General features: G+C 72.1%; 25 protein-coding genes. 16 read left to right on the top strand and 9 right to left on the bottom strand.

The window, feature by feature from the left end:
• The first annotated feature begins 222 nt into the window (after positions 1–222).
• Positions 223–1,761 (top strand): glycerol kinase GlpK, encoded by a 1,539-nt coding sequence (glpK, locus tag DVK05_RS04185; protein WP_121562143.1) that lies wholly within the window; start codon positions 223–225, stop codon positions 1,759–1,761.
• Entirely contained in the window at positions 1,762–2,928 is a 1,167-nt protein-coding gene (locus DVK05_RS04190; protein WP_199241167.1) for a hypothetical protein, read from the top strand. It begins immediately after the preceding gene.
• Positions 2,929–3,041: 113 nt separating this feature from the next.
• Here the strand turns inward: DVK05_RS04190 and DVK05_RS04195 are convergent, their stop codons facing one another.
• A complete protein-coding gene (locus DVK05_RS04195; protein WP_121562144.1) occupies positions 3,042–3,440 on the bottom strand; it encodes a hypothetical protein in 399 nt (132 codons plus the stop codon).
• A 154-nt stretch (positions 3,441–3,594) separates the two neighbouring features.
• Between DVK05_RS04195 and DVK05_RS04200 the strand changes: the two genes are divergently transcribed.
• The 3 genes from DVK05_RS04200 to DVK05_RS04210 all read left to right on the top strand — a co-directional run bounded on the left by DVK05_RS04200 (position 3,595) and on the right by DVK05_RS04210 (position 5,874).
• Entirely contained in the window at positions 3,595–3,798 is a 204-nt protein-coding gene (locus DVK05_RS04200; RefSeq protein ID WP_121562145.1) for a hypothetical protein, read from the top strand.
• A gap of 91 nt (positions 3,799–3,889) precedes the next feature.
• Positions 3,890–5,062 carry a Cdc6/Cdc18 family protein gene (locus DVK05_RS04205; protein ID WP_121562146.1) on the top strand — a complete coding sequence of 391 codons (1,173 nt, stop codon included), beginning with the start codon at positions 3,890–3,892 and terminating at the stop codon, positions 5,060–5,062.
• A gap of 131 nt (positions 5,063–5,193) precedes the next feature.
• Positions 5,194–5,874, top strand: coding sequence for an HAD-IIB family hydrolase (locus DVK05_RS04210; protein WP_121562147.1), 681 nt, complete (start codon positions 5,194–5,196; stop codon positions 5,872–5,874).
• Between the two features lie 6 nt (positions 5,875–5,880).
• Here the strand turns inward: DVK05_RS04210 and DVK05_RS04215 are convergent, their stop codons facing one another.
• Positions 5,881–6,162 (bottom strand): ribonuclease P protein component 4, encoded by a 282-nt coding sequence (locus tag DVK05_RS04215; protein WP_121562148.1) that lies wholly within the window; start codon positions 6,160–6,162, stop codon positions 5,881–5,883.
• 141 nt (positions 6,163–6,303) lie between these two features.
• Here DVK05_RS04215 and DVK05_RS04220 point away from each other — a divergent pair, with 141 nt between their 5' ends.
• The 5 genes from DVK05_RS04220 to DVK05_RS04240 all read left to right on the top strand — a co-directional run bounded on the left by DVK05_RS04220 (position 6,304) and on the right by DVK05_RS04240 (position 9,507).
• Positions 6,304–6,498, top strand: a complete 195-nt coding sequence (locus DVK05_RS04220; RefSeq protein WP_173228114.1) for a methytransferase partner Trm112 — start codon at positions 6,304–6,306, stop codon at positions 6,496–6,498.
• Positions 6,499–6,590: 92 nt separating this feature from the next.
• Positions 6,591–7,172, top strand: coding sequence for a hypothetical protein (locus DVK05_RS04225; protein WP_199712280.1), 582 nt, complete (start codon positions 6,591–6,593; stop codon positions 7,170–7,172).
• A 102-nt stretch (positions 7,173–7,274) separates the two neighbouring features.
• The gene (locus DVK05_RS04230; protein WP_121562150.1) at positions 7,275–7,463 is read left to right on the top strand and encodes a DUF1918 domain-containing protein; all 189 of its coding nucleotides are present in this window, start codon (positions 7,275–7,277) and stop codon (positions 7,461–7,463) included.
• Positions 7,464–7,485: 22 nt separating this feature from the next.
• Positions 7,486–7,929 (top strand): RNA-binding protein, encoded by a 444-nt coding sequence (locus DVK05_RS04235; protein ID WP_121562151.1) that lies wholly within the window; start codon positions 7,486–7,488, stop codon positions 7,927–7,929.
• Between the two features lie 132 nt (positions 7,930–8,061).
• Positions 8,062–9,507 carry an FAD-dependent oxidoreductase gene (locus tag DVK05_RS04240; RefSeq protein ID WP_121562152.1) on the top strand — a complete coding sequence of 482 codons (1,446 nt, stop codon included), beginning with the start codon at positions 8,062–8,064 and terminating at the stop codon, positions 9,505–9,507.
• 18 nt (positions 9,508–9,525) lie between these two features.
• Here the strand turns inward: DVK05_RS04240 and DVK05_RS04245 are convergent, their stop codons facing one another.
• The 6 genes from DVK05_RS04245 to nth form a co-directional block, all read right to left on the bottom strand.
• Positions 9,526–9,984 (bottom strand): hypothetical protein, encoded by a 459-nt coding sequence (locus tag DVK05_RS04245; RefSeq protein WP_121562153.1) that lies wholly within the window; start codon positions 9,982–9,984, stop codon positions 9,526–9,528.
• Positions 9,981–10,475, bottom strand: coding sequence for a phosphopantetheine adenylyltransferase (locus DVK05_RS04250; RefSeq protein WP_121562154.1), 495 nt, complete (start codon positions 10,473–10,475; stop codon positions 9,981–9,983). The genes DVK05_RS04245 and DVK05_RS04250 overlap by 4 nt, the downstream gene beginning before the upstream one ends.
• 50 nt (positions 10,476–10,525) lie before the next feature.
• A complete protein-coding gene (locus DVK05_RS04255; RefSeq protein ID WP_121562155.1) occupies positions 10,526–11,095 on the bottom strand; it encodes a winged helix-turn-helix domain-containing protein in 570 nt (189 codons plus the stop codon).
• Positions 11,096–11,209: 114 nt separating this feature from the next.
• The gene (locus DVK05_RS04260; protein ID WP_121562156.1) at positions 11,210–12,289 is read right to left on the bottom strand and encodes a glutamate--cysteine ligase; all 1,080 of its coding nucleotides are present in this window, start codon (positions 12,287–12,289) and stop codon (positions 11,210–11,212) included.
• Positions 12,290–12,951: 662 nt separating this feature from the next.
• Positions 12,952–13,506, bottom strand: a complete 555-nt coding sequence (locus tag DVK05_RS04265; protein WP_121562157.1) for a DoxX family protein — start codon at positions 13,504–13,506, stop codon at positions 12,952–12,954.
• A gap of 155 nt (positions 13,507–13,661) precedes the next feature.
• The gene (gene nth, locus DVK05_RS04270; RefSeq protein WP_121562158.1) at positions 13,662–14,345 is read right to left on the bottom strand and encodes an endonuclease III; all 684 of its coding nucleotides are present in this window, start codon (positions 14,343–14,345) and stop codon (positions 13,662–13,664) included.
• Between the two features lie 144 nt (positions 14,346–14,489).
• Here nth and DVK05_RS04275 point away from each other — a divergent pair, with 144 nt between their 5' ends.
• The 6 genes from DVK05_RS04275 to trpG all read left to right on the top strand — a co-directional run bounded on the left by DVK05_RS04275 (position 14,490) and on the right by trpG (position 20,721).
• Positions 14,490–15,773: a tRNA pseudouridine(54/55) synthase Pus10 gene (locus DVK05_RS04275; RefSeq protein WP_121562159.1), complete on the top strand. Its 1,284-nt coding sequence runs from the start codon at positions 14,490–14,492 to the stop codon at positions 15,771–15,773.
• A gap of 114 nt (positions 15,774–15,887) precedes the next feature.
• The gene (locus DVK05_RS04280) at positions 15,888–16,589 is read left to right on the top strand and encodes a universal stress protein (RefSeq protein WP_121562160.1); all 702 of its coding nucleotides are present in this window, start codon (positions 15,888–15,890) and stop codon (positions 16,587–16,589) included.
• Positions 16,590–16,758: 169 nt separating this feature from the next.
• Positions 16,759–17,808 (top strand): anthranilate phosphoribosyltransferase, encoded by a 1,050-nt coding sequence (gene trpD / locus DVK05_RS04285; RefSeq protein WP_121562161.1) that lies wholly within the window; start codon positions 16,759–16,761, stop codon positions 17,806–17,808.
• Positions 17,808–18,452, top strand: coding sequence for a phosphoribosylanthranilate isomerase (locus DVK05_RS04290; RefSeq protein ID WP_121562162.1), 645 nt, complete (start codon positions 17,808–17,810; stop codon positions 18,450–18,452). The genes trpD and DVK05_RS04290 overlap by 1 nt, the downstream gene beginning before the upstream one ends.
• Complete coding sequence (trpE, locus tag DVK05_RS04295) at positions 18,449–20,131, top strand: anthranilate synthase component I (RefSeq protein WP_121562163.1); 1,683 nt, start codon at positions 18,449–18,451, stop codon at positions 20,129–20,131. Before DVK05_RS04290 ends, trpE begins: the two co-directional genes overlap by 4 nt.
• Positions 20,128–20,721: an anthranilate synthase component II gene (trpG, locus tag DVK05_RS04300; protein ID WP_121562164.1), complete on the top strand. Its 594-nt coding sequence runs from the start codon at positions 20,128–20,130 to the stop codon at positions 20,719–20,721. The genes trpE and trpG overlap by 4 nt, the downstream gene beginning before the upstream one ends.
• A gap of 12 nt (positions 20,722–20,733) precedes the next feature.
• Here trpG and DVK05_RS04305 read toward each other — a convergent pair whose 3' ends face one another.
• Positions 20,734–21,498 carry a molybdenum cofactor biosynthesis protein B gene (locus DVK05_RS04305; RefSeq protein WP_121562165.1) on the bottom strand — a complete coding sequence of 255 codons (765 nt, stop codon included), beginning with the start codon at positions 21,496–21,498 and terminating at the stop codon, positions 20,734–20,736.
• Positions 21,499–21,509: the final 11 nt, after the last annotated feature.

Genomic DNA, 21,509 nt, shown 5'->3' on the forward strand with positions numbered 1-21,509 from the left:
AGGAAGATTATTATGGTAGTACATTATGTTCACGATCGGCGTGGTAGCTTCCGTGAAGATATGCCGCGGCGCGTCTCGCGACCGTCTCGGGTCGGCTCCGGACGGGCCTGACCGATCGGTCGCGCGCCGCGGCGGCGGACGCGGGCCCGAAATCGCCCTCGACGGCGAGGGGGAGCGGGTCATCGCCGCGCACGGACCAGCGCCACAGGAGGGATCCAGAACATGACACAGTACGTCGGTGCGATAGACCAGGGGACGACCGGAACTCGATTCATGGTGTTCGACCACGAGGGCCAGGTCGTCGCGAACGCCTACGAACAGCACGAACAGATCTACCCGAACCCGGGCTGGGTCGAACACGACCCGATAGAGATCTGGGAGAACACCCAGCAGGTCGTCCTCGACGGCCTCGCGGACGCGGGCCTCGACGCCGACCAGCTCGACGCCATCGGCATCACCAACCAGCGCGAGACGACGATCGTCTGGGACAAAGACTCCGGGAAGCCGGTCCACAACGCCCTCGTCTGGCAGGACCGCCGGACGACCGACCGCGTCGAGGAGCTTCAGGAGGCGGACAAGGTCGAGGAGATCCGCGAGAAGACCGGCCTCGAGGCCGACGCGTACTTCTCCGCGACGAAGACGGAGTGGATCCTCGACAACGCCGAGCCGCTGAAGATGCAGAGCTCGCGCGGCGGCGACCTGCGCGACCGCGCCCGCGCCGGCGAACTCGTGATGGGCACGATCGACTCGTGGCTCATCTACAACCTGACGGGCAACCACATCACTGACGTCACCAACGCCTCCCGGACGATGCTGTACAACATCCGGGACCTGGAATGGGACGACGAGCTGCTCGACGAGTTCGACGTGCCGAAGGAGATGGTGCCCGAGGTACGGCCGTCCTCCGACGAGGACTACTACGGCCACACGGACGCGGACGGCTTCCTCGGCGAGGAGGTCCCGGTCGCGGGGGCGCTGGGCGACCAGCAGGCCGCGCTGTTCGGGCAGACCTGCTTCGACGAGGGCGACGCGAAGAACACCTACGGCACCGGCTCGTTCTACCTGATGAACACCGGGACCGACGCCGTCGAGTCCGACCACGGACTCCTGACGACGATCGGGTTCCAGATGTCCGGCGAGCCCGTCCAGTACGCGCTCGAAGGGTCCATCTTCATCACCGGCGCCGCCATCGAGTGGCTCGAGGACGTCGACCTGATCAACAACGCGGCCCAGACCGCGGAGCTGGCGCGCTCGGTCGACTCGACCGACGGCGTCTACATGGTCCCGGCGTTCACGGGGCTCGGCGCCCCGCACTGGGACGGTCGCGCCCGCGGCACCATCGTCGGAATGACGCGCGGGACGAGCAAAGAGCACATCGTGCGGGCGACGCTCGAATCGATCGCCTACCAGACCCGCGACATCGCCGAGGCCATGGAGGCCGACTCCGGCGTGGAGACGACGAGCCTCCGCGTCGACGGCGGCGCGGTCAAGAACAACTTCCTCTGTCAGCTCCAGTCCGACATCATCCAGACGGAGATCGCGCGACCGGAGGTCGACGAGACCACCGCGCTCGGCTCGGCGTACGCCGCCGGGCTCGCGGTCGGCTACTGGGACAACGTCGACGAGCTCCGCGACAACTGGCAGATCGACCGCGAGTTCACCCCGGAGAAGTCGCAGGACGAGGTCGACAAGCTGTACAGCCGCTGGGACGACGCGGTCGAGCGCTCGAAGAACTGGGCGATCGACGAGGAGGACGAGTAGATGAGCGTCGAACTGCTCCCGGAGCTGGCCGTCGCGGCCGACACCGTGCTACAGGTCGGCTACGAGCCGGGCGCGCCGACCGACGTGATCGAGAGCCTGACGAATCCGGCCATCCTGCTCGGCGCGCTCGCGGGCGGCGCCTTCGGGGCGGCGCTCGGCGCGCTGCCGGCGTTCATCTTCACCGGGTTCCTCGTCATCGGCGGGTCGCTCGGCGGCGGCGGGTTCGGCGTCGACGTCGGCTTCGGGCCGGTGTTCGGGCCGCACATCTCCTTCGCGGGCGGCGTCGCGGCGGCCGGCTACGCGGCCAACAAGGGCTACATGGAGTCCGGGTTCGACTACCACAACGCGAAGGACATCGGCTTCGCGTTGGGGAGTAAGCCGGACGTTCTCGCCGTGGGAGCCGTCTTCGGCATCTTCGGCGTCCTCATCGAACAGCTCTCCCGACAGCTCGCGCTCCCGGTCGACCCGATCCCGGTGAGCATCGTCATCAGCGCGCTCGTGGTCCGCGCCGTCTTCGGCTACAGCATCGTCGGCAAGGTCAGCGACAAGGCCGACGGCTACTTCGACATGGGGCCGTTCGAGCGCGAGGAGATGCGCGAGCCCGGCGAGGTCAAAGGCGACGGCGGGAAGGCCAGCGAGGACCGACTCGCCGTCGAGCCGTGGCTGCCGAACATGTACAAGTGGTCGCACGTCGCCGCGATCGGCTTCTTCACCGGGCTCGGCGCGGGCGTCATCACGTACAACATGATCAGCGGCGGGCACGGCCTCATCGCCGTGTTCGCCGGCTTCGGGATCAGCGCGGCGTCGCTGCTGTTCCTGAACCTCGGCGTCGACCGCATCCCGGTCACCCACCACATGACGCTCGCGGGGGCGACCGCGTTCCTCGCGACGTGGCAGGAGGGTATCCTGATGCTCACCGACCTGTCGGCCGGAGACCTGACCGCGCCGCTGGCGTTCGGCGCCGCGCCCGCGCTGCTGTTCGGCGCGCTGTTCGGGCTCTTCTCCGCCGTCGTCGGCGAGGCGAGCCAGCGCGTGTTCTACGCGCACTCCGACACCCACTTCGACCCGCCGGCGGCCGCCATCGTCGTCTGGACGCTGACGATCGGCCTGCTGGTCATCGCGGGGCTGCTCAACTGGGGCGTCTGGATCCCCGGCACGGGAATCTAACGCGTCCGCATCCCCGGCAGCACCTTTTTATCATGGAACCTCGCTCACCCGCGGTCGCTCGGAACCGGTCGACGAGCGGCGCGCACGAGACTACGGCCGAGCGCGCACGTCGCTCAGTCGGGGAGCAGCACCGAGAGCCCGAGGAACCCGACGACGCCGACGGCCGCCGCGGCGACGGCGGTCGGGACGACCTCGACGCCGAGGGCGCGGCCCACCAGCGCGGTCGCGCCGGCCGCGGCGAGCGCGACGCCGGTCGCGCCGTGGTGGAAGCTCCCCGCGGTGGGCTGGTCTGCGATCGTCACCGCGTCGTCGTCGACGAAGGCGCGGACGCCCGCCCAGACGGACGCGAAGCGGACGCCGATCCCGAACGCGGCCGCGGCGATCGAGACGAACTCGATGTCGCCGATCGCGAGCATCCCGGCCCCGAACGCGGCCGCCGTCGACAGGACCGCGACGACCTTGCTCCTGTCGTCGACCGTGTGCAGCGTCTCGACGGCCGCGTCGTTCGACATACCCGTCGTAGTTCGCCCGACGGTGGTATAGGTTTCCATCGCCCCGACCCCGGCCGCCGGCCCCGGGCGAGCGCGGCGCCGCCCGTCCGCTCGACGGGGCGCGGTCGCGAGCCGAACGCGGGGCGTTTAACTGCCCCGGCCGAGACGACGTGGTATGCTAGACCGGATCGGGCTGGACCGGCGGGACCGACGGAACCTCCTCGTCGTGATGGGGGCCGTGGCAGTCGTGATGGCGGTCGTCTCCGAGGGAACGCCCGCGGTCCGACTGGCGGTCGGCGCGATCGCCGGCGTCATCAGCGGGGTCGTCTTCGTCGTCTCGACGGTCGTCATCAACCGGTACAAGCCCGCCCACTGGTAGGCGGCTCCGGCGGCCGGAGCGGTCCGCTCCGCGGGGCGTCGTCCGGTCCCGATTCGGGGCTGTTTTGTTCGACTATCTCGGAGGGTCGACCGTGAATATCGACGACCGGATCGAGCGACGACTCGGCTACGACGCCGGCATGAGCGTTCTCGCCGACTTCGAAGCCGTGTCTCCGGTCAGACACGTCGACTCGCCGGTCGGTCGCGGGCCGGCGATAGAGCGGCTCCTCGACGTGTTCGAGCCCGCCTTCTCCGGGTCGCTCCCGCCGAGCGTCTACGTGTACGGACCGAAGGGGAGCGGGAAGTCCGCGGTCGTCTCCGCGCTGTTCGACCGGCTCGCGAGCCACAGCGGCCCGCGCCGGGCGATCCAGACGACCACGCGGGCGGTCGAGCCGACGATCCCCGGCTTCGTCTACGTCGACGCGCGGAACGCCTCGACCCGGTTCCGACTGTACCACGCGATGCTGGCCGCGATGAGCGACGAACACGTCCCCGACCACGGGATCGGTACCGAGGACCTGGCCGACTCGCTGCGCGACGCGATGCGCACCGGGCCCGACCTGGTCGTCGCGGTCGACCACACGAACGAGGCCGAGACGCCGACCGCGGCGACGCTCGTCGACTGGCTCACCGACGTGGGCGAGCAGCTCACGCCGGCCTGTATCGGCCGCAACCCGCCGGACGCGGTCGACTGGGAGCCGGAGACCACCGTCGAGTTCGCGAAGTACCGCCGGCACGTGCTCGTCGAGCTGCTGACGAGCCGGTGTTCGACCGGGCTCGGCCGCGACGCGCTCAGCCACGACCAGATCCGCGAGATAGTCGAGTGGGCCGCGGGCGACGCCCACGACGCGCTCGCCGCCGTGATGGGCGCGGCGGTCAACGCGGAGCGGGCCGGCGCGTCGACGGTCAGGCCGGGCGACGTCGACGCCGGCACCGACGGGGTCCCGCGCCCCTGCGTGGCGCTGGGCCGCGTCCTCGCGCTGCCCGAGAGCCGCCAGCGGCTCCTCTACGAGCTCGCCGGGCTCACGGAGGAGGAGCGGTCGACCGTGGGGATGGCGACCGAGGCCATCGCGGGGCGCCCGGGCGTCGACCTGTCGGCGTCGACGGTGCGGCGCGTCCTCTACGAGCTGGCCGACGCCGGCCTGCTCGAACGGGTCACCGTCCACCGGAGCGACGGCAAGGGCCGGCCGCCGAGCCGGCTCGTGCCGCTGTTCCCGACGGTCGTCTTCCGCGAGCTGTTCGACCGCCGCGTCCGGACCGGGTAGCGCCGCGCGACCCCTCGGCTGCGCTCCGCGCTCGCCTCGGGCGAGCGCTCCGCGTGCGGACGACACGCGGCCGCTCCGACCGCGCTCCGTTCGAACGGAAGACAGTTGTCGCCGAGCCGCCGACTCGGGGTATGGTCCCGCCACTCGCGCTCGACATCGACGGCACGCTGACGACGCCGACCGGCCGGATCGACCCGCGGGCCTTCGAGCTGTTGCCCGACTGGGACGCCCCGATAGTCTTCGCCACCGGGAAGGCGTTCCCGTACCCGGTCGCGCTCGCGCACTTCCTCGGCCGCGATGAGACCGTTATCGCGGAGAACGGCGGCGTCGCGTACGTCGACGGCGAGACGACGGTCGTCGGCGATCCGGACGCGGCCCGGGCCGTCGTCGAGGCGTTCCGCGAGCGCGGCGGCGAGGTCGGGTGGGGGGACGGCGACACGGTGAGCCGGTGGCGCGAGACGGAGGTGGCGTGCTCGCCCGACGCCGACGAGGCGCTCCTGCGAGAGGTCGCCGCGGCCGTTGACGACGTGGAGGTCGTCGACACCGGCTACGCCTACCACGTGAAGTCGACGGGCGTGAGCAAGGGGCGGGCGCTCGGCGTCGTCGCCGACGCGCTCGGGCTCGCGGCCCACGAGTTCGTCGCGGTCGGCGACAGCGAGAACGACGTCTCGACGTTCGAGGTCGCCGGCGAGTCGTACGCGGTCGCCAACGCGGACGACGCGGCCCGCGAGGCGGCCGACGAAGTGGTCTCGGAGGGGTTCATGGACGGGACGGTCTCGGTGCTCACGGCGCTGCGCGAGCGCGCCGAGTAACCGCGGTCACTCCCCGTAGGGGTACCGCGCCGTCGCGCCGCACTCCGTACAGCGGACGACCACGCGGCCGGGCCGGGTCCGGACGCGGCTCGTCTTCCCGGGCCGGAGGTAGACGGCGCAGTCGTCGCAGGCGCGCCTGGAGAGCTCCGTCGGAACGCCGCAGCGGTTCCGCTCGGCGATCCGGCGGGCGCGGGCGACGTACTCGCGGGCGCGATCGTACTCGTCGTCGACGACCGCCTCGCGGGCGAGGGCGAACAGCCGCTCGATCCGCTCCGCCGGGATGCCCATGTCACGGAGGGCGGCGCGCGGCGGCAAAGAGGTTGTTATCCGGAGCGACCGCGGCGCCGCGGCGCCCCGATCGGCCGGTCCGAGACGGCGCGACGGTCGCGACCCGCACGCTTTTTTATCGGTCCACCCCAACCGAGCGGTATGAAGGAATCCCTGATGGACGTGATCTGCTGTCCGCTCGACAAGGCGCCCCTCGAACTCGACGTCGACGACGAGGACGACGAGGAGGTGCTCGCGGGGACGCTCACCTGCACGGAGTGCGGCGAGACGTACCCCATCGAGGACGGGATCCCGAACCTCCTGCCGCCGGACATGCGCGAAGAGGCGGCAGCGTAGGGCCGAGCCGAGCGGGCGACGGCGGCGGTCCCCTGCCTCGAAACCCCTCGCTCGTGTGAATCTTTTTTTAGTACGGGGGCGTGGTCCCGACCGTGCCGACACTCGACGTCGAACTGAACGGGGAGGCGGTCCACGACATCGACGCGCCGGACTCGTTCGTCACCGACGGGCCGTTCCCGGTCGTGCTCGAGAACAGCGGGCGCTCGACGCACGTCCACCTCCACTTCGACGACGACCTCGACCGGGCGGCCGCGCTCGACGACGGCAACCACTTCGTCGCCGACGAGGCCACCCGCCGCGTCCACGTCTCGACGGCCGACGTCGACGAACCGGTCCGCGGCAAACTGAAGATCGTCACCGGCTACGGCTCGAACACGGCGTACGTCGACGTTCGGATCGACCCGTCGCCCGAGACCCCGAGCGAGTCGGTCGCGGTCGACGAGACCTTCTCGGCGCCCCCGGAGCGGCCCCCGGAGATCCCGCCCGGGCAGCGCGCGGTGAACGCGCTCGACCGCCTCGTCAGGAGCGGCGGGGTCGCGGGCGCGGTCTTCGGGCTCGTCGCGGTCGTCGCCGCGGTCGCGGTCGCGGTCGCCGTCGACAGCGCCCTCGTCTGGCTCGCGGTCGGGATCGCGCTGATGATCGCGTTCGGCGCGGCGCTGCTCGCCGTGACGTGAGGCGACGAGGGGCGGCTTCCCCGGGACCGCCGCCGCCGACTTGCGGCCCTCGTCTCGGTCGGGATCCGCGCGCTTTTAACCGTCCCGGCGGAACGGATCGCCATGAGCTTCGAGAAGGAAGACGAGGTCGTGCTCCACGACAAACACAGCGAGTACGACGGCGAGTCGGGCACGATCACGCAGGTGATGGAGACGATGTTCGGCGACGCGACGTACACCGTCAGCTTCGAGAACGGCCAGGAGACGGGCGTCCCGGAGGACGCGCTCGACGCCGTCGAGAGCGAGGAGTAACGCCGCCCCCACCCCGTACCGCATGCCGAAAGTCCCCTTCCATTACGTCGACCTCCGCGCGTTCTCGTACGCCACGGAGGACGTCAAACGGGTCGAGCAGGCGCTCCGCTCGCTCCTGCCGGAGGACGTCGAACTCGATCGCGTCGAGAACGTCGGCCATCACGGGGACCGGATCGTCGTGCTCTCGGCCCGGGTCGAGCGGGCCGACGAGATGCGCCACGTCCTCGACCGGCTCTCCGAGCTGGAGGACCTCGACCGCGTCCTCGACGAGCTCGGCGAGCGGGTCGACGACAACTGCGCGCTGTTCCTCCGCCTCGACAAGCAGGCGGCGTTCCGCGGCGACGTCAGGCTCGGACCGGGGGTCACCGTCCGCACGAAGGTCGAGGCGTACCCGGCAAAAAAGGAGAAGGCGGTCGCGAACGCCCGCGAGACTCTCTCGCGGCTGGCGGACGACGACGGCGACTGACCGCCCCGCACCCCGCGCCCGCACCCGATCGGTCGCGTGCCCGGCCCACACTCCGCGCCCGCACCCGGCCGGTCGCGTGCCCGGTCCGCACCCGCGGCGTGACTTTTTCACCCGCCCCGTCGATATCCGGCCATGAGCGATCCGTTCGTGGTCGTCGGGGCCGACGCGGCGGGGTTGAGCGCGGCCAGTAAGTTCCGACGCGAGGCGCCCGACCGCGAGGTCGTCGTCTTCGAGAAGGGCCGGTGGATCTCGTACGCCTACTGCGGGATGCCGTACTTCATCGCCGGCTACGTCGACCGGATGTCGAACCTGCTGTCGCTGTCGCCGAGCGAGGTCGACGAGCGGGGGATCGACCTCCGGCGCGGCCACGAGGTCGTCGCCGTCGACCCCGACGCGAATCGCGTGACGGTCGAGACGGCCGACGGCGACCGCTTCGAGCGGGCGTACGGCGACCTGCTCGTCGCCACCGGGGCGCGCGCGACCACCGGCCCCTTCGACGTGCGCGGCGTCGACGGCGCCTTCACCCTCCACGACATGGACGCGGCCGCCGCCATCGACGCCTACGTCGCCGAGCCGGACGCCTACGACCCGGCCCGCGCCGACGTGAGCGCCGTCGACCGCGAGCGCGTCGACCGCAACGCCGCGATGCCGGCCCCCGAGACCGCGGCGATTGTCGGCGGCGGGTACGTCGGCGTCGAGGTCGCCGAGGCGCTCACCGAGCGCGGGCTGGACGTCCACGTGTTCCACCGCTCGGGCCACCTCCTCTCGCCGTTCGGCGAGACCGTCGGGAACCGCGTCGAGGCGGCGCTCGAAGCCGAGGGCGTGACCGTCCACACGAACGCCCCGGTCGACGCGCTCGTCGGCGACGGCCGGATCGAGGCGATCGAGATCGACCGCGGCGGCGGCGAGGCGCCGGAGCGAGTCCCCGTCGACATGGCGGTCGTCGGCGTGGGGATCCGGTCGAACACCGACCTGCTCGCCGGCACCGGCGTCGACCTCGGCCCCGGCGAGGCGATCCGGGTCGACGACCACGGCCGCACCAGCCTCCCGGACGTGTACGCCGCGGGCGACTGCGCGACCGCGCGCCACGCGGTGACCGGCGAGCCGGACTGGGTCCCGCTCGGCCTCACCGCGAACCGCGCCGGGCGCGCGATCGGGGCGACGGTCGCCGGCGACCCGACGCCGGTCGGCGACATCGCGGGCACGGCGGCGGTGAAGGCGTTCGACGCCGAGGCCGCCCGCGTCGGGATCTTGGACCGCGACGAGGCCGAGGCCGCCGGGTTCGACCCGGTGAGCGAGACGGTGACCGCGGGGTCGCGCTCCGGCTACTACCCGGGCGCGGCCGAGACGGACGTGACGCTCGTCGCCGACCGCGACACGGGGCGGCTGCTCGGCGGGAGCATCGTCGGCACCGACCGCGCGGCGGTCCGGATCGACACGCTCGCGACCGCCATCGAGGCGGACATGACCGTCCCCGAGATCGAGCGGCTCGACCTCGCGTACGCGCCGCCGTTCAGCCCGGTGTGGGACCCGATACTCGTCGCCGCCAAGGTGCTGAACGGGACGCTCGACGGCTGAGACGGGCCGAGACCGATCCTACCGCGACGCGGCGAGACGCGAGAAGAGGTACCCGACGACCGTCGACGCGGCGCCGACCGCGACCGCGACCGCGCCGGCGAGCGCGAGCGGGGCGGTGAACGCGGCGGCGGCCGGGCCGCCGGCGGTGAACGGGAGGACGTACGGCTCCGGCCCGAGTCCCCGGAGGAACGTCCCCGCGAACGGGCCGTACGTCAGGAGGATCGCCGGGAACGCGCCGCCCCCGGTCGCCGCGAACGCGACCGCGGCGACCGCCGTCACGGCGGCGAGGGCGCCGACGACCGCCGGGTCGCCGACGCCGACCGCGGCCGTCGCGTCGAAGGCCGCGTACGACAGCGCGAAGCCGACCGCGCTCCACACCGTCGCCCGCTCGAAGCCGGTCTCGCCGAGGGCAATCCGGCGCAACGTGGCGCGCCGGGACGCGGCCGCGTCCGCCTCGCTCGCGTCGCTGCCGGTCATTCCGGGCGCGTCGCGCCCCGCCCCTCGCGGTCGGGGGTGAGGTTGCCGTGCTCGTCGATCTCGCCCGCGACGATCCGCGTCGAGGAGATGCGCTCGCCGTCCTCCGCCGCCACGTGGTCGACGACGACCAGGTCGAGCGGGTCGCGGCCGTGCTCGGCGCGGATCTCGTTGATCCGCTCGCCGCCCGCCTTCGTCTCGGGAGAGACGATCAGCGCGTCGAACTCCGGCTCGACGGCGATGCCGGTCGGCTCCGTCAGCTCGCGGATCTCGTAGTCGCGGCCGTGCGCCTCGGCGCGCGGGGCCAGCTCCGCCTTGAGGTCGCGCTCGCGTCGGTCGTAGGGGCGGACGTACCGCTCGACGTGTCGGGTCTCGGGCGCCAGCTCGTCGGAGGTGAGTCCGACGGTGACGTCACCCAGCTCGAACGCCCGTTCGAACAGCTTGCGGTGGCCGTCGTGAACGGGATCGAACGTACCCCCCAGCGCGACGTTCATGCCTCTCCGTTACGCGGGTCGAACTTAAATGGTCCCGAACCGCCGCCGGCTCAGTTCGACGGCTCGTCGCCGCCGTCGTCCGCGTCCGCGTCGGCGTCGCCGACGGGCTCGCCGTCGCCGTCCACGGAGATCTGGACGGGCTCGGTGTCTCCGTCGGGCGACTCGCCGCCGAGCCGGCGGTCGAGGTTGAAGACGGCGTTCAGCTCCGCCTGGACGTCGCCGACGACGCCGCGGACGAGGTCGCTCGGCGCGATGGCCTCGTACTCGTAGGGGTTGTTGCCCGCCCCCTCGGCCTTCCGCTTGTCGCGCTCGACGGTGCCCTCGTCGTGGAGCTCGGCGAGCGCCTCGCGGACGGTGCTCGGGTACAGGCCGGTGCCGTCGGCGACCTCGTCGCTCGTGCTGTGTGGGTTGTCGCGGAGGTAGACGTAGATGCGCGCCCGGGTCTCGGTGTCGAGCAGCCACGCGAGCAGGTCGACGACGTTGTCGTCGAACCCCTTCACCGCCCTGTCGGCGCCCTCGCCGAGCCGCTCTTTCGTCTTCCGCAACTCCTCGCGGGTCCGCTCCGTCGGGGACTCCTCTGCGTCGTCGCCCGGTTCGGAGGGTGAATCGTTCGCGGTCATGGCGGAGCGTGGGAGCTACGCGGCCAAAAGGGTTTCTCGTCGCTTTCGTTCCGACGGAACGTCGGGAGCGCGTCTCGGGGCTTTCGGCCCCGGTGTCAGGAGATGACGACGCCGTCAGGGGGCGACGACGAGGTCCGCGCGCAGCGCGTCGGCGCCCGACTCCTCGCGGATCCGGCGCTGGCGCGCGGCGCCGCTCTCGGCCTCGTACACCTCCCGGATGCCGTCGATGCCGAGCCGGTCGCACTCGGCGTCGACCACCTCGCCCAGCGGGGTCGTCCCCTCGCCGTCGCGGTCGACGAACGCGGCGTCGTGGCCGCGCCGGATCGCGCGCCACTTGTTCTCGTCGAGCAGCTCGCGCCGCAGCGACGCGGGCGACTCGCCGTCCTCGTACCGCTCGGCGTAGTCGACGACCAGCGCGCGGACGTACTCGGCGAGCGCGAGGGTCACGTCGGGGTCGCGCTGGGCGTCCGGCGCCCGCACCTCGACCGTGCCGTGGCCGGTGTGGGGGCGCACGTCGAACCACAGCTCGCCGCGGTCCGCGATGGAGTCGGTCTCGACCATCCGGCGCTCGTACCGCCGGAACGCGTCGAAGTCCTCGAACGCCGACGGGATGCCGGTGTTCGGGAGGTTCTCGAACACCTTCGCGCGGGCCGAGGCCAGCCCGGTGTCGAACCCGTTCCAGAACGGGGAGTTCGCCGACAGCGCGAGCAGCACGGGACAGTGCCACCGCAGGCGGTTCGCGACCCAGACGGCCTTGTCCGCGTCGTCGACGCCGACGTGGACGTGGAGCCCCGCGGTCGTGTTCCGGTGTTGCGGGTACTGGATCCGGTCGAGCTGCGCCTGGTACCGCGGCTTCTCGACGTGGTCGAGCTCGCGCCACTTCGCCGCCGGGTGGAGGCCGGCGGCCGCAATCTGATAGCCGTCGGTTGCGGCGTGGTCGACGAGGGCCTCGCGGACCGTCGCGAGCGCGTCCGCGGCGTCCGCGGGGTCTTCGATCAGCTCCGTCTGCGCTTCGATCGTACACTCGAACAGCTCGTGGTCGAACCCCTCGGGCACCGCGGCGGGCGGGTCGCGGCCGTACACGAGGTCGTCGGTCCCGGATGTCGGGCGCCCCTCGGCATCGACGATGTAGAACTCCTCCTCGATGCCGAGCGTCCCCATCCGGGAGAACGCGTCCCGAGAACCGAGTTCCATTACGCTCCCGTTCCGCCCGCGCGGTCTTATATCGATTGGAACCCGAAACGGAGGGCCGGTGCCGCGAGCGGCTACACCAACACGAGCCGTTGCGGCGGCGCGTGCCGGCGAGCGGCCGCAGGCCGCGAGTCGCACGCGCGAGGTCGCCAGCGCTACGCGCCGGCTGCCAGAGGGACCAGAGGTCCCTCGCTGGAGTCGGTCGCCGAGCGTAGCGACGGCGACCGACGAGGCTGGGGAGGCGTGAGGTGCGGTGCCGTGCGGAGCGGGACTCAAAGGGGCAGTCACCGGCGGCTTTGCCCCCGGTTGCCCGTGGCGCGTAGCGCCACGCTGTCGCGAGGAGCCCATAGGTGACGCAAGCACCGGAACGAGGGAGCGGTAGCGACCGAGTGAGGAGCGCAGCGAGCGTACGGGCTCCTCGCGACTGGGGCTTTGGAGGTATTCTCGGCAGGAGCGGTCGCGTCTCGCCGAGCGACTGGGGCTTTGGAGGTATCCCCCGGCGATTCACAGTCAGACATTTATGAACGAGCAGTAGCAACGCGGCCGCTCTCCGTTCCAAAACTGATCGCGAAAAGTGAAGCGGCCACACCGCACGTCGCAGATCGAAAACGAGTCGGCGGCGCGCCGTCACGCGCCCGGTTCTCCCCGCTCCGCGTCGCGTCCGTTCAGCCGAGGACGTAGCGGAGCTTCGGGAACCGCTCGACGAGCGCCTGCCCGCCGACCTCGATCCGCTCGATGTAGGCGTCCAGTCCGAGGACGCGGCCCGCGCCGAACGCGGCGACGGTGAGGAACACCATCGCGTACACCAGCGTCGAGTCGAACAGCGCGAGCGCCTCGCCGCTCCACCCGCCGAGGTAGAACAGCGTCATCTGGATCGCGCCGCCGAGCGCGGCCAGGCGGACGAACGCGCCCGCGATGAGCGCCGCGCCGATGAGCACCTGCGTCACCGGAACGATCACGTTGACGACCTCCATGAGCGCCGGGCTCGACGCCATCGCCCCGTACAGCCCGCTGACCGGGCTCGCCGGGTTGATGTTCGCCAGGTAGCCCGCGGCGTCGAACGGCCACTCGGAGACCTTCCCGAGGCCGGCGAACAGGATCATCCCGCCGATGGTCGCCCGGAGCAGGACGATGAACAGCGCCGACAGCGAGTGCGCCTTCCCCAACAGGGTGATTCCGCCAATCTCGCCGCCGAACTCGTTCGTTGTTTTGGTGGACATAGTGTCTCTCCTCACCTACGGATACGCCGGTTCCCCGTATAAAGCGACGAGCGGGTTCCCTTCAGGCGGGACGGATCCGGGCCGTTCCCCGCATCGGCGGGGTCTTTAAATACTCCGTGCCGAACGCTATCGGTCCCGGGCGCTCTCCGACCCGCTCACCACGCCTCGCCGCTCGCGAGGTCCACGTCGCCGTCGCCCTTCTCCGAGGGGCAGACGTCGGCGAGCACGCAGTCGGCACAGTCGGGGTTGATCGCGGTACACGTCGCGCGACCGTGGTCGATCATGAGGTGGGTAAACTGCTGCCAGTCGCTCTCGGGGACCACGTCGAGCAGGTCCCGTTCGATCGCTTCCGGACGCTCCTCCTCGGTGATCCCCAGCCGCCGCGTGAGCCGCTGGACGTGGGTGTCGACGACGATGCCCTCGACCACGTCGTGGCCGTGCTGGAGGACGACGTTCGCGGTCTTGCGGCCGACGCCCGCGAGGTCGGTGAGCTCGGACATCGTGTCCGGGACCTCGCCGCCGTGCTGCTCCGCGATGTCCGCGCACGCCGAGCGGATGTACTTCGCCTTGTTGTTGTAGTAGGTGATCGAGTTTATCGCCTCCGCGAGCTCCTCCTGGGGCGCGTTCGCGTACTCCTCGGGCGTCTCGTACGTCTCGAACAGGTCGGCGCACACCGAGTTCACGCGCTCGTCGGTGCACTGCGCCGAGAGGATGACCGCGATCAGCAGCTCCAGCCGGTTCGAGTAGTTGAGCGAGATGGTCGAGTCCGGGTACTCCTCGTACAGCCGGTCGAGGACCTCGGCGACCTGTTCGTCCCGCGCATCGCGTGGCGTTCCCATACGGATCCCCTCCGCCCGGGCGACATTGAACGATCCGACTGCGCCCCTCGTTCGCGGGGCGAGCCGCCGGTCGGCCGCCGGGCCTCGGCCGCCCGGTCTCGGCCGAGTAGTAAGACAGTTACCACCCGGCGCGCTGGATGGCGTATGGACGTACTCGACGTCGCGGCGCGCGCGACCGAGACCGGGCCCGTGTGCGACGCCTGTCTCGGCCGGCTCGTCGCCGACCGGAGCTTCGGGCTGTCGAACGCCGACCGCGGCTCGGCGCTCCGGGTGTCGCTCGCACTGCGCGACGACGAGGACCACGAGGGGGTCGAGACCGCGGACTGCTGGGTGTGCGAGGGGCGCTGCGCCGAGTTCGACGACTGGGCCGTCCGCGCCGCAGAGGCGGTCGAGGGGATCGAGTTCGACACGTACAACGTCGGGACGCGCCCGCCGCCGCTGATCGAGGAGAACGAGGCCCTGCTCCGCGCCGACGCCGGCCTCGACGAGGACGCGGGCGAGCCGTTCAAGTCGGAGTTCAACCGCGAGGTCGGCAAGCGGGTCGGGCGGGCCACGGGCACCGAGGTCTCCTTCGACCGCCCGGACGTCCAGTTCACGATCGACCTGGCCGAGGACGCCGTCGACGCGAAGGTGAACTCCACGTTCGTCTACGGCCGGTACCGGAAGCTAGAGCGCGACATCCCCCAGACCGAGTGGCCCTGCCGCGAGTGTAAGGGCTCCGGGCGGCAGGGCGCCGACCCCTGCGACCACTGCGGCGGCTCCGGCTACCTCTACGACGACAGCGTCGAGGAGTACACCGCGCCGATCGTCGAGGACGTGATGGACGGCACCGAGGCGACGTTCCACGGCGCGGGCCGCGAGGACGTCGACGCCCTCATGCTCGGCACCGGCCGTCCGTTCGTGATCGAGGTCGAGGAGCCGCGCCGGCGCCGGGTCGACACCGACCGCCTCCAGTCGGACATCAACGCGTTCGCCGACGGCGCGGTCGAGGTCGAGGGGCTCCGGCTCGCGACCTACGAGATGGTCGAGCGAGTGAAGGAGCACGACGCCGGGAAGCGGTACCGCGCGCAGGTGGCGTTTGACGCCGACGTCGACGCCGACGCGCTCGCCGACGCGGTCGCGGAGCTGGAGGGAGCGACCGTCGAGCAGTACACGCCGAACCGCGTCGACCACCGCCGCGCGAGCATCACCCGCGAGCGCGACGTGTACGAGGCGACCGCCGAACTCGACGACCCGCGGCGCGCGACCGTCGAGATCAGCGGCGAGGGCGGGCTCTACATCAAGGAGCTGATCTCCGGCGACGAGGGACGCACCGAGCCGAGCCTCGCCGGCCTGCTCGGCGTCGGGGCCGAGGTGACCGCGCTCGACGTGCTCGCGGTGGAGGGCGAGGCGGAGCCGTTCGAGGACGAGGCGTTCTTCCGGGAGTAGCGCGCCCCCGTCCCGGGTCGCCTCGTCCCGGGTCCGGCCCCGCAGCGCACGGCCTCGGACCGCGACGGTCTCGGAACCAACGGGATTTATCTGACGAGCGTCAGACGTTCGCACATGGACGGGAGCGAGGCGGACGGCGGAAACGCCCGCGAGGGCGGGACGCGAAACGGCGGGGCCCGCGGCGGGTCGGGCGGTTCGGCCGGGACCGGGGGCGCCGGCCACGCGGGCGAGCCCGCGGTCGGCGACCCCGTCATCCGGCCCGCGGTCGACGAGGCCGGCGAGGTCCCGGCCGCCGCCGACGTGTCGCTGAACGGCGCCGACCGCGCGGACCGCCCCGACCGGGTCTCCTCGGTCCTCGTCGCCGTCGGACCCGGGCCCCACGCGGGCGCGACCGTCGACGTCGCGCGGGAGATCGCGGCGGCGACCGACGCCTGGCTCGAACTGTTCCACGTCGTCCCCTCGGACGCGGCGCTGGCCGACGCCGGCCCCGACGAGGACGCCTCCGGCACGGTCGCCGACGCCGGCGACGCGGACGACACCGACTACGCCGCGGCCGGCGAGCGGCTCCTCGACGCGGCCGAGGACAGGCTCGGCGGGTTCGACCGCGCGGACCGGTGGCTGGTCGAGGACCGGACCGCGGCGGGCGCCATCGTCGAGCAGTCCGCGTACTACGACCTCGTCGTCGTGGGCGCGCCGACCACCGGGACCGTCGGCCGCTTCGTCTTCGGCTCCACGACGGACACGGTCATCGGCGACGCGGAGGTCCCCGTCGTCGTCGTCGAGGCCGACGGGTCGCGGGCGCTCGACCCGGCGTAGGGCCGGCCCGCTCCGGAGTCGCCGTCGCTGTCGCTTTTCTCCCTCCCCCGCCTCTCCCCGCGTTCTTCCGCGTTCTCGACCCGTGGTACCGCTTGCCGTCGCGGCGACAGCGTTAAATTAGTGTACATACTTGTACATCACAACGCGGAATACTACATCGGTGGACACAATGAATCTCAACGACACGGTCGAGCGCGTGACGGACGGGGAGGATCTGACCGTAGCCGAGGCGCGCGAGGCCGCGCGGCTGGTCTTCGAGGAGGCGACGGACGCCCAGATCGGGGCGCTGCTGGCCGCGCTCCGGACGAAGGGCGAGACCGAGGCCGAGATCGCCGGCTTCGCGCAGGGGATGCGCGACGCGGCGCGGACGATCGAGCCGGACCGCGAGCCGCTCGTCGACACCTGCGGCACCGGCGGCGACGACTACGACACGATCAACGTGTCGACGACCGCCGCCATCGTCGCCGCGGGGGCCGGCGTGCCGATCGCGAAGCACGGCAACTACTCCGTCTCCTCGTCGTCGGGGAGCGCGGACGTGCTGGAGGTCGCGGGCGCCGACGTGGAGGCCGAACCGCCCGCCGTCGAGGCGGCGATCGAGGCGGACGGGATCGGCTTCATGCTCGCGCCGGTCTTCCACCCGGCGATGAAGGCCGTCATCGGCCCGCGGAAGGAGCTCGGCATGCGGACGATATTCAACGTCCTCGGGCCGCTCACGAACCCCGCGGGCGCCGACGCGCAGGTGCTCGGCGTCTACGACCCGGACCTCGTGCCCGTCATCGCGCGCTCGCTCGCGCACATGCCCGTCGAGCGCGCCCTCGTCGTCCACGGCGCCGGAATGGACGAGATCGGCATCCACGACGAGACGGTCGCCGCCGAGGTCGACGGCGAGGACGTGACCGAGTTCACCATCGCGCCGGAGGACCTTGGGCTCGACCGGGCCCCGATCGACGCGGTCGCCGGCGGCGGTCCGGAGGAGAACGCGGCGGACCTGCGCGGGATCGTCGACGGCTCCGTCACGGGCCCGAAGCGCGACCTGATCTTAGCGAACGCGGGCGCGGCGATCTACGTCGCCGGCGAGGCCGACACGCTCGCGGCGGGCGTCGAGCGGGCGGCCGAGGCGATCGACTCCGGCGCGGCCGCCGAGAAGTTCGCGGCGCTCTGCGGCGACGGCGAGCCGGCCGACGGCGAGCTCGGGGCGACCGCGGAGGACGACGACTGATGGCCCGGGTGAAGATCTGCGGGCTCACCGACGAGGCCGACCTCCGCGCCGCGGTCGACGCGGGCGCCGACGCGGTCGGCGTGATCACGGAAGTGCCGGTCGACTCGCCGCGCGAGGTCGACCCGGCGACGGCGGCCGAGCTGCTCGCCGCCGTGCCGCCCTTCGTCACCGCGACGCTCGTGACGATGCCCGACTCCGCCGAGCGCGCGGTCGAGCTGGCCCGGACGGTCGCCCCCGACGCGATCCAGCTCCACGGCGAGTGGACGCTCGACGAGCTGCGGTACGTCCGCGCGGAGACGGAGCGGAAGGTGCTGCTCACGGTTGACGCCGACGACCCGGCCCGCGCGGAGGAGCTCGACGGCGCGGTCGACGCGCTGGTCGTCGACTCCACCGACGACTCGGGCGCGGGCGGCACCGGCGAGACGCACGACTGGCGCGCGACCGGCGACCTCGCCGCCCGGCTCACGACCCCGGTCGTGCTGGCGGGCGGGCTCACGGCCGACAACGTCGCCGAGGCGGTCCGCGTCGCCGACCCCTTCGCGGTCGACGTCGCCTCGGGCGTCGAGATCGAGGGCGGGCGGAAGGACCACAACGCGGTCGCCCGCTTCGTCGCGAACGCGGGCCGGGAGATGGAGCTGGCATGAGCGACGCGCCCCCGCTGGACCGGACGAAGGCCGAGTTCGTCGACCTCGCGGCCGACGCCGAGCGGCCGGTCGTGGTCCGCGCGTCGGCCGCGCTCGACGCGGACGTGACCCCGCTGGGCGCGTACGCGACCCTCGTCGGCGAGGGGCCGTACGGCTTCCTCTTAGAGTCCGGCGAGAAGGTCGCCTCCAGCGACCCCGACGGCGCGTTCACCGCGGGCGGGAAGGCGGACCGTCACGCCCGCTACTCGTTCGTCGGCTACGACCCCGAGGCGATCGTCTCGGTCCACCCCGACCGCACCGAGGTGACCGAGCTGGGACCGGCCGCCGAGTTCGTCGGCGCGGGCGCGGACGGGGACGCGGCCGACGGCGACCTCGGGCCCGCCGCGGGCGACGCGGTCGACCGCGTCCGCGCGGCGTTCCCGGACGTGAGCCTGCGCGGCTTCCCGGACACCGACCGGCAGATCCTCTCGGGCGGCTTCGTCGGATTCCTCGCGTACGAGGCGGTGTACGACCTCTGGCTGGAGGAGGTCGGCGTCGAGCGCCCCGAGACGGGGTTCCCCGACGCCGAGTTCGCGCTCACGACGCGGACCGTCGTCTTCGACGAGCGAGAGGGCGGGGCCGAGCTGGTGTTCACGCCGGTGATCGGCGTCGACGACGACCCCGCCGCCGTCTACGACGACCTGGTCGCCGAGGCCGAGCGGGTCGCGACCGAGCTGCGCGAGGCCGCGCCGCCGGACCCGGGCGGCGTCCGCGTGCGCGAGGAGTCGGCGGACCCGCGCGAGGAGTACGAAGAGGCGGTGCGCACCGCCAAGCGCCACGTCCTCGACGGCGACATCTACCAGGGCGTGATCTCACGGAGCCGCGAGCTCCGCGGCGAGGTGGACTCGCTCGGGCTGTACGCGGCGCTCCGGGACGTGAACCCCTCGCCGTACATGTACGTGCTCCGGCACGACGACCGGACCGTCGTCGGCGCGAGCCCCGAGACGCTCGTGTCGGTCCAGGGCGACCGCGTCGTCTCGAACCCGATCGCCGGCACCTGCCCGCGCGGCACGAGCCCGGTCGAGGACCGGCGGCTCGCGGGCGAGATGCTCGCGGACGGGAAGGAGCGCGCCGAGCACACGATGCTCGTCGACCTCGCGCGCAACGACGTGCGGCGCGTCTCCGAGCCGGGCTCCGTCCGCGTCGAGGAGTTCATGAACGTGCTGAAGTACAGCCACGTCCAGCACATCGAGTCGACCGTGACGGGGACGCTCGCGGCCGACGCCGACGCGTTCGACGCGACGCGCGCGACGTTCCCGGCCGGGACGCTCACGGGCGCGCCGAAGGTGCGCGCGATGGAGATCATCGACGACTTAGAGACGATCCCGCGGGAGGCGTACGGCGGCGGCGTGGGGTACTACTCGTGGACCGGCGACGCCGACTTCGCGATCGTCATCCGGACCGCGACGCTCGACGAGTCGGGCGACGAGTCCGTCGTCGGCGTGCGCGCCGGCGCTGGCCTCGTCGCCGACTCCGACCCCGCGGCCGAGTACGAGGAGACCGAACAGAAGATGGACGGCGTGTTGACCGCGATCGACCGCATCCGCGAGGACGGAGCGCGGGACGGCGACGCCGACTCGGCGGCGCCCGCCGAGGGCGACGACGGGCCGCTCGCCACCGGCACGGAGGCGGAGCGATGAAGGTCGCCGTCGTCGACAACTTCGACTCGTTCACCTACAACCTCGTCGAGTACGTCTCCGACCAGACGATCGGCGGGGAGCCGGTCGCCGTCGACGTGTTCAAGAACACGGCGTCGCTCGACGAGATCGAATCGGCCGAGCCCGACGCCGTGATCATCAGCCCGGGGCCCGGCCACCCGAAGAACGACCGCGACGTGGGCGTGACGATGTCGGTGCTCCGCGACCTCTCGCCGTCGGTGCCGACGCTCGGCGTCTGTCTCGGCTTGGAGGCCGCGGTCTACGAGTACGGCGGGACCGTCGGGCACGCCCCCGAGCCCGTCCACGGCAAGGCGTTCCCCGTCGACCACGACGGGGAGGGCGTGTTCCGCGGGCTCGACCAGGGATTCCGCGCCGGCCGTTACCACTCGCTGGCGGCCACCGAAGTCCCCGAGGCGTTCGACGTCACGGCCACCACGGACCACGACGGCGAGTCGATCGTGATGGGGATCCGCCACCGCGAGCACCCGATCGAGGCGGTCCAGTTCCACCCGGAGAGCGTGTTGACCGGGTCGGGCCACGACCTCATCCGGAACTTCCTCACCGCCGTCTGAGCACCCCCTGGGTCAGGCTTCTCCGCCTTCCTCGTCGCCGTCGCGGCTATCCGCGTCGTCGCCCGGTTCTCCCTCTCCGTTCTCATTCTCGGCCGGTTCGCCGTCGTCGTCGAGCCCGCGGCCGGCGAGCCCGACGAGGTGGCCGACCTCGGGGAGGACGATCTCGTCGACGCCGAGCCGGACCGCGTTCTCCGAGCCCGGGAGACAGAACACCGGCGTGGCGGAGACGACGCCGGCGGTCGCGCGCGAGCCGATGGTCCGCGTGCCGACCTCCTCGTAGGAGAGCCGGCGGAACAGCTCGCCGAATCCGGGGAGCCGCTTCGCGAACAGTCCGCGGACCGCCTCCGGCGTCACGTCGTCGGGCGTGACGCCCGTCCCCCCGGTGGTCACCACCACGTCGGTGTCCTTCCGGCGAGCGAGTCGGTCGACGGTGCCCTGGACGCTGTCGTAGTCGTCCGGGATCAGCTCGCGGACCGACACCTCGTGGCCCGCCTCCCTGAACGCCGCCGCGACGTAGTCGCCGGCCGGGTCCTCGTCCGCGCCCCGCGACGAGGAGACCGTGACGACCGCGGCCGCGACGGAGTCCGCGTCGTGGTGGTGATGGCCGTGGTCTCCGTGGTTGTGACCGTCGCCGTGGTCATTGTGACCGTGGCCGTGGTCATCCTGGCCGTGGTCGTGACCGTCGTCGTGGTCATCTTGGCCGTGGTCGTGATTGTGGCCATCATGGCCGTCTCCAGAATGGTCGCCGTCGTGGCTATCGTCGCCGTGGTCGGTCATACGTCAGCCTT

Origin of the sequence: Halorubrum sp. Atlit-8R (assembly GCF_003666025.1) — an archaeon.
Classification (GTDB): domain Archaea; phylum Halobacteriota; class Halobacteria; order Halobacteriales; family Haloferacaceae; genus Halorubrum; species Halorubrum salinarum.